This is a genomic window from Arthrobacter gandavensis, from assembly GCF_039528575.1.
Classification (GTDB): domain Bacteria; phylum Actinomycetota; class Actinomycetes; order Actinomycetales; family Micrococcaceae; genus Arthrobacter_B; species Arthrobacter_B citreus_B.
On record NZ_BAAALV010000002.1, the window covers coordinates 1,457,090 to 1,470,202 of the forward strand.

The following is a 13,113-nucleotide window of genomic DNA, read 5'->3' on the forward strand; positions in this document are numbered from 1 at the left end:
ATGACTGAAACGATTCCGGTCCCAAGCGGGAGCGTGGCCACCAGGATCGCCCTGCTTTCCGGACCCGAAGAGGCGCAGGCACAGACCGCAGCCTGCACCCCGGGCCTTGCCGCCGGCCCCTGGACCTTCGACGCCGCTCCGGGATACGGACCCGGCGCGTCCCTTGGGGATACCGTCCCTGCCGGAACACCCCGCCAGGGCGAACTTCCGGCTGAATACCGCGAGGCCGGCGCAGCGGAGCTGGACGAGCGGATCCTCCGTGCCAAGGCCGCTCTGGGGAGCCGTGCGGTGATCCTCGGGCACTTCTACCAGCGCGACGAAGTGGTGCGCCATGCAGACTTTGTGGGGGACTCTTTCCAGCTCGCCCGCGCCGCCAAAATCCGTCCGGAGGCCGAAGCAATTGTGTTTTGCGGGGTCCATTTCATGGCGGAAACAGCGGACCTCCTCTCCGGGCCGGACCAGGCTGTTGTGCTGCCGAACCTTGCCGCGGGTTGTTCCATGGCAGATATGGCCGACGCCGATTCGGTCGCCGAATGCTGGGAGCAGCTCACCGCCCTCTACGGCAAAGCGCCCCAGGCCGGCGGGATGCGGCCGGTCATTCCAGTGACCTACATGAACTCCTCGGCCGCCCTGAAAGCGTTCTGCGGGGAAAACGGCGGGATCGTCTGCACATCCTCCAATGCCGCGTCCGTGCTTGAATGGGCGTTCGAGCGGGGCCAGCGGGTCCTCTTCTTCCCGGACCAGCACCTGGGCCGCAATACGGCCAAGACCATGGGGATTCCGCTGGACGCCATGCCCATGTGGAATCCACGGCTCCCGCTGGGCGGAAACACCGCGGAGCGCCTGCAGGAAGCGAAGGTCCTGCTGTGGAACGGCTTCTGTTCCGTGCACAAGCGCTTCACCGTGGAGCAGATCGCCCGGGCCCGGGCCGAACATCCCGGCGTCCGGGTGATTGTGCATCCCGAATGCCCTATGCCGGTTGTGGACGCAGCAGATGAATCCGGCTCCACGGACTACATCCAGAAAGCCATAGCTGCGGCGCCCGCGGGAAGTACCTTCGCCATCGGTACTGAAATCAACATGGTGAACCGGCTCGCGGCGCAGTACCCGGAACACACCATCTTCTGCCTCGACCCGGTGATCTGCCCGTGCTCCACCATGTACCGCATCCACCCGGGCTACCTCGCCTGGGTACTTGAAGGGCTCGTGGCAGGAGAGGTCCGCAACCGGATCACCGTCCCGGCTGCCACGGCGGCGGCGGCCCGCACCGCCCTGGAACGGATGCTGGCGGTCCGGCCTTGAGCATCGCCGTCGTCGGCAGCGGAATCGCCGGCCTGTATGCAGCGCTCTGCGCTGCACAGGCGGCGCAGCATGATCCGGTGCTGCTGGTGACGAAGTCCGCGCTGGAGCACAGCAACACCTGGCACGCCCAGGGCGGCATCGCCGCGGTAACTCAGTCCTCCGGCGGGGATTCCCCCGCTTCCCACTGCGAGGACACGCTGTCGGCGGGGGGCTGGGCGGGGAACCGTGCAGCCGCGGAGGTGCTCTGCATCGAAGCCGGGTCCCATATCCGGCGGCTGCAGGGCATGGGCGCCGGCTTCGATGCCAACCCGGACGGGTCCCTGGCCCTGGCGCGGGAAGCAGCCCATGCCGCCCGGCGGATCCTGCACATTGGCGGTGACGCCACCGGTGCAGGCATAGCTGCCGCCCTGATTGGCGCTGTGCGCTCGCACCCCGGGATCACCGTCGTTGAGCACGCCTTCGCGCTCAGGCTGGCTCTCACGGGCGGCGCCGTCTCCGGGCTGGACATCCTGGCCGCGGGACGCGAACGCAGGATCGCGGCGCAAGCCGTTCTCCTGGCCACTGGTGGTGCGGGCGAACTCTACCGGCACACCACCAATCCCTCCGGTGCCACAGGCGACGGCGTGGCACTGGCGGTTCGGGCCGGCGCGGAAACGACGGACGAGGAGTTCTTCCAGTTCCATCCAACCTCGCTTGCAGTGCCCGGCACCCCGCTCATCTCGGAAGCGGTCCGCGGCGAAGGGGCGGTGCTCCGCGATGCGCGGGGCGAGAGGTTTATGGCCCGTTACCATGACGACGCCGAGCTGGCGCCGCGCGACGTCGTCTCCCGTTCGATCATCCGACACCTTAGGGCCACGGGGGAGGGGACCGTCTGGCTGGACGCCACCGGAATCGTGGACCGCAGGGGACCCGGATTCCTGGCGCGCCGCTTCCCTGGCCTGGCTGCCGTGACTGCCGCTCACGGATTCGACTGGGAACGCGAACTGCTGCCGGTGGTGCCCGCAGCGCACTACTGGATGGGCGGCGTTGCCACGGACCTGTCCGGGCGGACTTCGGTGCCCGGCCTTTACGCGGCGGGAGAGGTTGCCTGCACCGGCGTCCACGGCGCCAACCGGCTTGCCTCGAACTCCCTGCTGGAAGGCCTGGTATTCGGGGGCCGGGCTGCCGCGGCCAGCACTGCCCGGGATGCCGGACGGGCCTGGGAAGCCGGGACACCAGCCGGGTTGTGGGCAGGCATCCGGCCCGGGCCGAAGGCGGCGGCAACTTCCAGGCCCGGCCCGATGCCCCACCCGCGCTCCCGCGGAGGCCTGACCGGAACAGAGCCCCTCCAACGCCCGGCCCTGAAGTCCCTGATGTGGGAGCAGGCGGGGGTGCTGCGCAGCGGAAGCGGGCTGCGCAGGGCTGCAGATTGGCTGGACGGCGTCTCGGCCCGCCCGGTTCTTGACACCGGCAGGGGAGAACGCGTGCAGGCCCTGGAAGACGCCAACCTGCTCACGTGTGCCCGGCTGCTGGTTGCAGCCGCGTTACGCCGCAGTTCCTCCATCGGAGCGCATTTCCGTTCCGATGAGCTGCCCGGCGGGCCTGGCAGACAGGCCGCACCGGCTGCCCGCCGCCAGAGCACGCTCCCGCTCACTGAACCTGTTTGACCCAAGAACGGAATACCCGGATGACGAATACCCAGCTCCCGCCACACACAGAAGCCGCTGCACCGAAGCCGAAGCCGAAGCCGCTGCCGCGGACCGCCGGGGCGTCACCGCTGCCGCTTCCCGGCACCGCGGTGGACCAGCTGGTTGCTGCCGCGCTCGCGGAGGATGCTCCGTGGGGAGACCTCACCTCGCATGCGCTGATCCCGGAGGACGCAGCGGCGACCGCTTTCCTGACGGCCAGGGAAGAAGGCGTCTTCTGCGGCGAGCAGGTCATGGAAGCGGCCTTCAGGCTCGCCGGGCCCGGCGCAGCGGTGATCAGCCTGGTCCGCGACGGGGAACGGTTCGACGCCGGAGGAATCCTCGCGGAAATCACTGGCCCTGCCCGGACCGTCCTCGCCGCCGAACGGGTGGCACTGAACCTTGCCCAGCGGCTCTCGGGGATCGCCACCCTGACGGCTCGGTTCGTTGCCGAAACCGAGGGAACCCGGGCGCGCATCGCCGATACCCGCAAGACCACCCCGGGGCTCCGTGCGCTCGAACGCTACGCGGTGCGGTGCGGAGGCGGGTTCAACCACCGCTATTCCCTCTCCGACGCGGTCATGGCGAAGGACAACCACCTGGCCGTCCTGGCAGCTGCCGGCCTGGACCTCGCTTCGGCACTCCGCCAGGCAAAGGACCAGCTCTCCCACACCGTTCATTTCGAGGTGGAAGTGGATTCACTGGACCAGATCGAACCCGTGCTGGCCGGTGGAGCGGACACCGTGCTGCTGGATAACTTCAGCATCGAAGACCTGCGCCGCGGGGTGGAAGCCGTCAACGGACGGGCGCTGACGGAAGCCAGCGGCAACGTCCGGCTGGAAACCGTGGCCTCGATTGCGGCCACCGGTGTGGACATCATCTCCGCAGGAGCCCTGACCCACAGTGTCCGGGCACTGGACCTTGGCCTGGATATCCGCGCATGATCTACTTTGACGCCGCGGCCACCACCCCCGTCCGCCCGGAGGTCCTGGCTGCGCTGGCGCCGCTGTACACCGGTGACTTCGGCAACCCGTCCAGCACGCACTCGGCGGGAGCAACGGCAGGCCGCGCCCTGGACTATGCCCGCCGTACCGCCGCGGACGTGCTCGGCTGCCGCCCCGGAGACGTTGTCTTTACCTCCGGCGGGACCGAGGCGGACAACCTGGCGATAAAGGGCCTGGCCCTGGCATCCCCGCAGGGACGGCACATTGTCTCCAGCGCCGTCGAACATCCGGCAGTGCTCGAATCCCTGGCTTACCTCCAGCGCTTCCACGGTTTCCGGATCACGCTGGTTCCGGTGGACGGAACCGGCCGGGTGGATGCCGCCGCCGTGGAAGCTGCGCTGACACGCGAGACCACCTTATGCACCATCATGACGGCCAACAACGAAGTGGGGACCCTCCAGCCGGTGGCGGAGATAGCCGACTCGTGCCGGGAACGCGGAATACCGTTCCATACGGACGCAGTGCAGGCCGCCGGCTGGCTGCCCGTGTCCGTAGCCGGCACGGGAATCGATGCCATGAGCATCTCCGGACACAAGCTTGGTGCACCAAAGGGCTGCGGCCTGCTTTACGTCCGCGGGGTCCTGCCCCTTGAACCGCTCATTCACGGCGGCGGCCAGGAACGCGGCCGCCGTTCAGGAACCGAGAACGTCGCCGGTGCGGTTGCACTGGCCACAGCGCTGAAGCTCGCAGAGCAGGAGCGCCCGGCAGCAGCCCCCCGCGCCGTGAAACTGCGCGACTACCTGATAGAGACCGTCCTGCAATCGGTGCCCGGCGCCCAGCTGACGGGACACCGAACGGAAAGGCTGCCAGGGCACGCCTCCTTCTGCTTCCCCGGGACCAGCGGCGAGTCAGTGCTGCTGGAATCCGAACGGGCAGGGGTGCTGTGTTCCTCCGGCTCGGCGTGCGCGGCAGGCTCGGACGAGCCGTCCGCGGTGCTGACCGCCATGGGAGTGGACAGGGACACCGCACAGACTGCGGTCCGGCTCAGTTTCACGCCGTCGGTGCGGGAGAACGAGGTGGCCCTGGCGGCGCGTGCCGTCAGCGCTGCCGTGGAGCGGGTGAGAGGGCTGGCCCAGGCACCGCGCACGTAGCAAACGCGTCGCAAAACCCGCCGGTAACATAGCGGCCCTACACTGCTGCCATGTATACGAGCACACCGGCAGAAGTGCTGCCCCGGGACAGGGGAGACGCTGCGGCCCCCAAACTTGCCCGCCTCATCGCCTGCCGCACGGTTTCCTCCCGGATACCCGAAGAAGTGGACGACGGCGAGTTCGCCCGCTTTCGCGCAGAACTCGCCGCACTCTTCCCCGTGGTCCACAGGCGGCTGACGCTGGAGGAAGTTGGCGGGGGACTCCTGTTCCGCTGGCAGGGCACGGAAGATGAACTCGACCCGGTGGTGCTGATGGCGCATTACGACGTGGTGCCGGTCCAGGACGAGTCAACCTGGGAACATCCGCCCTTTGCCGGTGTCCTGGCGGATGGCTGGATCCACGGACGCGGAGCGCTGGATGACAAGGGGTCGCTGGCCGCCATCCTGGAGGCCGTTGAAACCCTGCTCGAAGAGGGTTTCACCCCTTCCCGCACTGTCTGGCTGTCCTTTGGGGACAATGAGGAAACAGCCGGTGACACGGCGGCCCGGGCAGCCGCCATCCTGCAGGAACGCGGCGTGCGCCCCTGGCTGGTGCTGGATGAAGGAGGGGCAGTTGCCAGCCAGGCATTTCCGTTCGTCACGTCCCCGGTCGCCGTCATTGGTGTCTCGGAAAAGGGCATCCTGGACGTAGAGCTCTCGGTCGAAGACCCCGGCGGACATGCCTCCACACCCACCCGTCTCGGTGCCGCTGCCCGGCTGGCACGCGCCGTCGTGCGTCTGGACCAGAGGCCTTTCCCGGCGGCCCTGCACCCGGTCACCATCGAGATGCTGGGACGCCTGGCCGCCGGGGCATCCCCGCTGCCGGCGGCACTGTTTGCCCGCGCCGGTTCGCTGCGGCTTCCGTTAACCCGGATCTTCGGCGCCCTGGGCGGCGAGCCCAACGCCTTGACCCGCACCACCGTCGCCCTCACACAGCTCTCCGGATCCAAGGCCTCCAACGTCCTGCCCACGCGTGCCACGGCCAACGCAAACGTCCGGATCGCTCCGGGGGAGAGCATCGACTCCGTGCTGAGGCGGATGCGCCGCACCGTCCGGGACCGGAAAGTCTCCCTGCGCGTAGTGGAAGGCAGCGAGCCCTCACCGGTTTCCTCGACGTCGAACGCCCAGTTCGCCGCGCTGGAGACAGCGATCCGCGAAGTGTTCCCGGACGCCATCCCTGCGCCGTACATCATGCTCGGCGGCACCGATTCACGCCGCTACACCGCGATCAGCGACGCCGTGTACCGCTTCGCACCGTTCCGAATGGACAAGGCTGCACGGGCCTCCATCCACGCGGACAATGAGAAGCTCTCCCTTCATACATTCGGCGAGGGCATCACGTTCTACCGGCGCCTGCTGCAGAACCTGGTGCCCTGATGCGTGCCCTCGGCCCCGTGGTGTTCTTCCTGGTGCTCGTTGAAATCACCAGTGGAATCCTGCAGGGGTACTACACGCCGATCCTCACCGACATTGCCCGCAACCTGGGAATCGCCGACGGCGACGTGAACTGGTTCGAGGCAGCACAGCTGATGTTCAGCGCCCTGGCCGTTCCCGTCCTTGCCCGGCTGGGGGACATGTACGGGCACAAACGCATCCTGCTGGTCTCAACCGTGCTCACGGCAGCAGCCTCCTGGGGCGTGGCGTTCGCGCCCGATTTCTGGACCTTCCTCGTTGCCTGGTCGCTGCAGGGGTTCTACGTGGTGTGGCTCCCCCTGGAAGTTGCCCTCATCTTCGCCCGGGCCGCATCGGCCCCGAACCGGGCAGCGGTAACCCGCAAGGCAGCCGGTGTGCTGGTGGGCGGGCTGCAGTTCGGCGTCATCGCCGGAGCGCTCGCAGCCGGGGCGCTGGTGGAGGTCTTCGGAGGGGATCTGCGGCTGACCCTGATGGTGCCTGCGGCAGCTGCCACCCTGTGTATCCTCGCCATCTGGTTCGGGGTGCCGGAGTCCGGGCTGAGGGCCCGCGGTGCCCTGGATGTACGGGGTTTCGCGATGCTGGCCGTTGGGCTGCTGTTGCTGACCTCCGGGCTGACTTTCCTGCGGATCAACGGTCCCGGCACCTGGTGGGTTTGGGCCGTCCTGGCTGCAGGCGTGGCGGCGTTCGTTCCGTTTGTGCGCTATCAGCTGCGCTTGGACGAGCCGCTGGTGGATATCCGGATGCTGTGCGCTCCCACCATGTGGCCGGTCCAGCTCACCGCCGGCCTGTTCGGGATCTCCGTGCTGGGTGCCCAGGCGCCCATGTCCACCTTTGCCCGGACAGACCGCGAAGCACACGGCTACGGACTGGGACTGGAAGCCGGATCCGTGTCCCTGATCATTGGGGCCTACGTCCTGTCGGTGCTGGCAGGGGCGCTGCTGTTCCCGCTGGCCGCAAAGCTGAGCACGCCGCGGATCACCCTTTCCGGGGCGGCAGCCGTGGTTGGTATCGGATACGGACTGTTCCTGCCGTTCCACGATTCCCTTGCACAGACGCTGACCAACATGGTGATTGCCGGCCTGGGGTCGGGTGCGCTGGTTGCAGCGCTGCCTTCCGCAGCGGCCGCGGCCGCACCGCTGAACCGAACCGGTATGGCAACGGGGCTCACCAACACCACCAAGACCATTGGCGGGTCCTTTGCCTCCGCCGTGTTTGGCATTGCACTGCTCAGCGCTGCGGGCCAGTCCCTGGGGGACGTTGCCGGGGCGGCGACTGCGGCACCCCTGTCGGGCTACCTCACGGTGTGGGCCGTTTGCTCCGTCACGGCATTTGCTGCGGCGGCTGCGCTGCTGCTGGTTCCCAGGCTGGCCTTCGCCGACCCGCCGATACTTCCGGAGAGCGGCATCGCCGGCAACGACGGCGTAACGGGCAGCAGCGGTGCCGGGGCCGGAGATACTGCGGCAAGGTAGCCCGGTGGCGCCGGCCCCCGGAACCTGAACCGGGTGCCGGCGCGGCGCGGCGCGGCGCGAAAGAGCCTAGGCCCCTGCCGGCCGGCCGTCGCTGGTGCCTGACCCCTCGGAGTTGAGGCTGGCCAGGAGCTTATCCATGAGTTCCTTGACCTGGGCCAGCTCCTGGGCTGTCAGGGCCGGACCCAGCAGGTCGTGGATACCCCGGACGTGGATCCGGCCGAGGCGCTTCTGCACCGCCCGGCCTTCTCCGGTCAGGGACAGCTCAACGCCCCGCTGGTCGTTCTGCGCCGGGCGGCGCTGGACCAGCCCCTTGTTCTCCAGCCGCTCCACCATGCGGGACAGGCTGGGCTGGCTGATCAGCAGGTGCTCGTTAAGCTCATTGAGGCGGGTCCAGCCGGTGGGGCAGCGGCTGAGGTTGAAGAGCACGTCGTACTCGCGCATGGTGAGTTCCTTGAACTCCGGGTCGCGCTGCAGCCGGCGCATGACGCCCACCTGCGCCCGGAACAGTGATTCCCACGCCTCTGCGGTCTCTTTAACGGTGGTTGCGTGGCTGGTCTCGGAACTCATTCCATTAGCCTACTGAAGTTACCGGGGTGGAAGTGGACAGTGAAGCCTCGCGAGCCGCCACGCGTCCGGCGTGGGTAGGTCCGTCCGGCACGTGTGCCGGACGGCGGGAATCCAGTTCCCTGCGAAGTTCCGGAAGCACGTACTCGCCGAAAAGATCCAGCTGTTCCAGCACGGTCTTCAGTGGCAGGCCCGCATGGTCGATGAGGAAGAGCTGACGCTGGTAGTCCCCGAAGTACTCCTGGAACGTGAGCGTTTTCTCCAGGACTTCCTGCGGGCTTCCCACTGTAAGCGGGGTCTGTGCCGTGAAGTCCTCCAGGGACGGCCCATGGCCGTAGACGGGTGCGTTGTCGAAGTACGGGCGGAACTCGTTCACGGCGTCCTGGGAGTTCTTCCGCATGAAGAACTGTCCGCCCAGGCCCACGATCGCCTGGTCGGCGGAGCCGTGGCCGTAGTGCTCGTAGCGCTCGCGGTACAGTCCGATCAGCTGCATGTAGTGCTCCTTCGGCCAGAAAATGTTGTTGGCGAAGAAGCCGTCGCCGAAGTAGGCGGCGATCTCCGCGACCTGGGGTGTGCGGATGGATCCGTGCCAGACGAAGGGGGCGACGCCGTCGAGCGGCCGGGGCGTGGAGGTGAAGTTCTGGAGCGGGGTGCGGAACTTGCCCTGCCAGTTGACCGTCTCCTTATCCCAGAGCTGGCGCAGCAGGTTGTAGTTCTCCACGGTGAGGTCCACGGAGTCCTGCATGTTCTTGCCGAACCAGGGGTAAACCGGAGCGGTGTTGCCGCGGCCCAGCACCAGGTCGGTGCGGCCATCAGAGAGGTGCTGCAGCATCGCGAAGTCTTCGGCGATCTTTACCGGGTCGTTGGTGGTGATCAGCGTGGTTGCGGTGGAGAGAATGATTCTCTCTGTCTGGGCAGCAATGTAGCCCAGCAGGGTGGTGGGGGAGGAAGCGTAGAAGGGCGGGTTGTGGTGCTCGCCGGTGGCATAGACGTCCATGCCGATTTCTTCGACCTTGCGGGCAATGGCAACCGCAGCCTTGATGCGCTCGCCTTCCGTGGGCATCCGGCCGGTAACCGGGTCGCGGGTGATGTCGCTGACGCTGAATACGCCGATCTGCATGGTGTCCTCCTGTTGCGAAGCTGCTTCGGCAGCGGCTCGCCGTCCCGAAAAGGTAGATGCATTTGCATCTACTGGGAGTCTACAACAGGTAGCCGCCGAATTTCATTCCCCGGTTTCGGCTCCCGCAACGCGGCAGGGCCGGCACCCGCTGCGGTGCCGGCCCTGCCGTTGGCCTTGACGTCGGGGCTGCCGGTCAGCCGGCGGCCTCCGCCTGGAGGCGTTCCCGTTCAGCCTGTGCGGCTTCTTCGCGTGCCTGGGCCCGGCGCTCCCGGGGTCCTTCGACCAGCTGGTACAGCACGGGCACCAGGACCAGGGTGAGCGCGGTGGAGGAGATCAGGCCTCCGATGACGACGATCGCCAGCGGACGGGAAATGAATCCGCCTTCGCCTGTGACACCAAGTGCCATCGGCGTGAGTGCCAGGATGGTGGCCAGGGCTGTCATGAGGATTGGGCGCAGGCGCTGCCGCGCACCGCGGACGATCGCTTCCCTGACGTTCATGCCGGGCTCGCGTCCGTGCGGCCTGCGGTACTGGTTGATGAGGTCCATCAGCACAATCGCGTTGGTCACCACAATGCCCACCAGCATGAGCAGGCCAACCAGCGAGGGCAGGCCCAGGGGAACGTTGGCGATGAGCAGCGCGATGATGGCGCCCGTTGCGGCGAAGGGCACCGAGACCAGCAGGATCAGCGGCTGCACCAGGGACTTGAACGTGGCAACCATGATGACGTACACGATCGCGATCGCCGCCAGCAGCGCCAGTCCCAGCTGGGTGAAGGACTCATTCTGCTGGGTGGCTGCGCCGCTGAGGGTTGCAGTCACCGACGTCGGCAGGTCCACGTTGGCCAGTTCGGCCTGGACTTCGGCAATCGCTCCGCCGAGGTCGTCGCCGGACGGGGTTACCGAAACGAGGGCAGTGCGTTCCCCGCCGGACGAGGAGACCGACGTGGGTACCTGGACTTCTTCGATGACGGCCAGGTCGCTCAGCGGTACGGGGCCGCCGGCGGTCGGCACAACAATCCCGGAGAGCTGTTCCAGGGTGTTCACCTCGGTTCCTTCGCCGATGAGCACGGGCAGGTCGTCCGTCCCGAGCTGGACTGTGCCGGCTGGAAGCGGACTCAGCGTGGAGGCCAGGATTCCGGCCACCTGCTGTTCATCCAGCCCGGCCGCCACGGCCTTGGCGCGGTCGATGGTGACCTGGACCACCGGTTCGGAGCTGGACAGGTTGGAGGTGGCCTCGGCCACTCCGGGCAGATCGGACATGGCCGCGACCAGGGCATCGGAGGCGGGCTGGAGTTCAGCCGGATCACCGGCGGAGATCTCGATGTCTACGGTGTTGGACGTGCCGAAGCCGCCGCCCTGGGTTCCCAGGGAAATGGTGCCGGCATCCTCGCCCAGGTCTTCGAGCTCGCGGCGGACGGTCTCACGCAGCTGAACCTGGTCCACGTCCTGTTCGGTGATGACCGTGAAGTTGGCTACCGAGGCGCCGCCGGCAGTGAACGCGGCGATTCCCGACGTCGAGGTTCCCATGGTGACTTGGACGTCCTTGATGCCCTCGGTTTCGGAGAGCACCTCTTCCACGGACTCGGCGGCAGCGGAGGTGGTCTGAAGCGAACTTCCGGCCGGCAGTTCCTGGCGCACACTGAACGTGTTCTGCCCGGTATCGCCCAGCAGGTTGGTCTGGAGCAGCGGGGTCAGCGCTGCCGTGCCGCCCAGGATCAGGACGCCGGCAAGGAGCGTGTAAACGGGGTGGCGTTGAGTGCCGCGGAGGATCGGCAGGTAACCGCGCTGCAGGAAGGTCTTCTGCTCCCGCGCCTCTGCCTCTGCCCGGTATGCTTCCGGATCGCTGACGGGTTTGGAGGACTTCAGGAACCAGTAAGCGAGCACCGGAACAATCGTCAGGGACACCAGCAGCGAGGCGAGCAGTGCCAGGGACGTGGTTACGGCAAACGGCCGGAACAATTCGCCGGCGAGGCCGCCCACAAACACGATGGGGGCGAAGACGGCGACCGTGGTGAGGGTGGACGCGGTAACGGCACCGGCGACTTCGCGGATGGCGGTAAGGATAGCGGTGCGTTTTTCCTCGCCGTAGCCCAGGTGCCGCTTGATGTTCTCGATGACCACAATGGAGTCGTCCACCACCCGGCCGATCGCAATCGTCAGCGCGCCGAGCGTCAGGATGTTCAGTGAATAGCCGAACGCCAGCAGGCCAATGAAGGTCACCAGCAGCGAAAGCGGAATTGAAACCGCGGTGACCAGGGTAGACCTGACCGAGAGCAGGAACACCAGGATCACCAGGACTGCGAAGCCCAGGCCCAGCAGGCCTTCGGTGGTGAGGTCGGAAATCGATTTTTCAATGAACGGAGCCTGGTCAAAGATCACGGTGAACCTCGCACCGTTGCCCAGCTCATCCTGCAGGGCGGGGATCAGGTCCAGGACTTCGTGGGAGATGCCCACCGTGTCTCCGGCCGGCGTCTTGGTGATGGAGATCGCCAGCGTGGCTTCGCCGTTGGTACGCGTTATGGACGTCTGCTCGTCGTCGGTGATTTCCACGGTCGCGACGTCGCCGATTGTCGGCGGGGCGGAGCCCGGTGACGCGCCCTCCGCCTCAATAGGCAGGGCGGAAACCTTCTCGAGCGAGTCCAGGGGGCTGCCAACCTGGATGGAGAGCGAACGGCTTTCCTCCTCCACAGTGCCGGCTGGGATCAGTGCACCGCTGTTCTCCAGCGCCGAGGCAATGGCCGACGGCGAGGCCCCCAGCGCAGCGAGTGCCGCCTGGTCCGGGGTGATGGCAATGTGGCGCTGGGAACCGCCGGTTACCTCCGCAGTGCGGACGCCTTCGATCTTCTGCAGCCGGGGAACCGTTAGGCGCTCCAGCTCGGAGTTCAGCTCGCTGAGCGATGAGTCGCTGGAGACGGCCAGGTACACGATGGGGAAGTCACTGATGCTCCCGGCCAGGGACTGCGGATTAGCGTCCTCCGGGAGCGTCTGGCGCGCGTTGGAAATGGCACGGTCAACCTGGCCGCGTGCACGGTCAAGGTCGGTGCCGTAGGCGAAGGTGAGCGTGATGGCGGAGATCGAGGACCGCGACGTCGCGGACGAGGACTCCAGCCCTTCGACGGCGGTGAGCGCGGCCTCGAGCGGCTCGCTGATCTGCGCATCCACGACTTCGGGGGAAGCGCCCGGCAGGGCGGTAATCACACTGATCTGGGGGAATTCGAGTGCAGGGATGAGTTCCTGCTTGAGGGAATTCAGCGAGATCACGCCGAAGACCGCTACAAAGACTGTGATGAGGGCAATGAGAGCCCGGTTGGAGAGCGAGAGTTTGGCCAGACGATCCATGAACCTGCCTTTATTCGTAGACGGATTCATCATACGTGCGCATATACGTCCTCCCGTGCCGGGTAGCGGGAGCGGCCGCGGTTCCCCGGGGCCGCCTTAAACACAGGT

At 67.1% G+C, this 13,113-nt stretch carries 9 protein-coding genes; 6 read left to right on the plus strand and 3 right to left on the minus strand.

Annotated elements, in window-relative coordinates:
- Genes nadA through ABFX29_RS10105 form a run of 6 tightly spaced genes read left to right on the plus strand, consistent with a single transcriptional unit; the run spans window position 1 to window position 7,981 of the window.
- Window positions 1-1,302, plus strand: coding sequence for a quinolinate synthase NadA (gene nadA, locus ABFX29_RS10080; RefSeq protein WP_152227073.1), 1,302 nt, complete (start codon window positions 1-3; stop codon window positions 1,300-1,302).
- Window positions 1,299-2,948, plus strand: coding sequence for an L-aspartate oxidase (locus ABFX29_RS10085; RefSeq protein WP_152227075.1), 1,650 nt, complete (start codon window positions 1,299-1,301; stop codon window positions 2,946-2,948). The genes nadA and ABFX29_RS10085 overlap by 4 nt, the downstream gene beginning before the upstream one ends.
- A 20-nt stretch (window positions 2,949-2,968) precedes the next feature.
- Window positions 2,969-3,910 (plus strand): carboxylating nicotinate-nucleotide diphosphorylase, encoded by a 942-nt coding sequence (gene nadC / locus ABFX29_RS10090; RefSeq protein ID WP_152227077.1) that lies wholly within the window; start codon window positions 2,969-2,971, stop codon window positions 3,908-3,910.
- Complete coding sequence (locus tag ABFX29_RS10095) at window positions 3,907-5,061, plus strand: cysteine desulfurase family protein (protein ID WP_152227079.1); 1,155 nt, start codon at window positions 3,907-3,909, stop codon at window positions 5,059-5,061. The genes nadC and ABFX29_RS10095 overlap by 4 nt, the downstream gene beginning before the upstream one ends.
- A gap of 50 nt (window positions 5,062-5,111) precedes the next feature.
- Entirely contained in the window at window positions 5,112-6,476 is a 1,365-nt protein-coding gene (locus tag ABFX29_RS10100) for a M20/M25/M40 family metallo-hydrolase (protein ID WP_152227081.1), read from the plus strand.
- Entirely contained in the window at window positions 6,476-7,981 is a 1,506-nt protein-coding gene (locus ABFX29_RS10105; protein WP_152227083.1) for an MFS transporter, read from the plus strand. The genes ABFX29_RS10100 and ABFX29_RS10105 overlap by 1 nt, the downstream gene beginning before the upstream one ends.
- 66 nt (window positions 7,982-8,047) lie before the next feature.
- Here ABFX29_RS10105 and ABFX29_RS10110 read toward each other — a convergent pair whose 3' ends face one another.
- From ABFX29_RS10110 to ABFX29_RS10120, 3 genes are all read right to left on the minus strand, one after another.
- Window positions 8,048-8,548 (minus strand): MarR family winged helix-turn-helix transcriptional regulator, encoded by a 501-nt coding sequence (locus ABFX29_RS10110; protein WP_152227085.1) that lies wholly within the window; start codon window positions 8,546-8,548, stop codon window positions 8,048-8,050.
- A gap of 4 nt (window positions 8,549-8,552) precedes the next feature.
- Window positions 8,553-9,665 (minus strand): LLM class flavin-dependent oxidoreductase, encoded by a 1,113-nt coding sequence (locus tag ABFX29_RS10115; RefSeq protein ID WP_152227087.1) that lies wholly within the window; start codon window positions 9,663-9,665, stop codon window positions 8,553-8,555.
- 193 nt (window positions 9,666-9,858) lie between these two features.
- Window positions 9,859-13,005, minus strand: coding sequence for an efflux RND transporter permease subunit (locus ABFX29_RS10120; RefSeq protein ID WP_152227089.1), 3,147 nt, complete (start codon window positions 13,003-13,005; stop codon window positions 9,859-9,861).
- Window positions 13,006-13,113: the final 108 nt, after the last annotated feature.

Coding starts and splice junctions, on each gene's coding strand:
- nadA (WP_152227073.1), top strand. CDS start 1: ATGACTGAAACGATTCCGGTCCCAAGCGGGAGCGTGGCCACCAGGATC.
- nadC (WP_152227077.1), top strand. CDS start 2,969: ATGACGAATACCCAGCTCCCGCCACACACAGAAGCCGCTGCACCGAAG.
- ABFX29_RS10095 (WP_152227079.1), top strand. CDS start 3,907: ATGATCTACTTTGACGCCGCGGCCACCACCCCCGTCCGCCCGGAGGTC.
- ABFX29_RS10100 (WP_152227081.1), top strand. CDS start 5,112: ATGTATACGAGCACACCGGCAGAAGTGCTGCCCCGGGACAGGGGAGAC.
- ABFX29_RS10105 (WP_152227083.1), top strand. CDS start 6,476: ATGCGTGCCCTCGGCCCCGTGGTGTTCTTCCTGGTGCTCGTTGAAATC.
- ABFX29_RS10110 (WP_152227085.1), bottom strand. CDS start 8,548: ATGAGTTCCGAGACCAGCCACGCAACCACCGTTAAAGAGACCGCAGAG.
- ABFX29_RS10115 (WP_152227087.1), bottom strand. CDS start 9,665: ATGCAGATCGGCGTATTCAGCGTCAGCGACATCACCCGCGACCCGGTT.
- ABFX29_RS10120 (WP_152227089.1), bottom strand. CDS start 13,005: ATGGATCGTCTGGCCAAACTCTCGCTCTCCAACCGGGCTCTCATTGCC.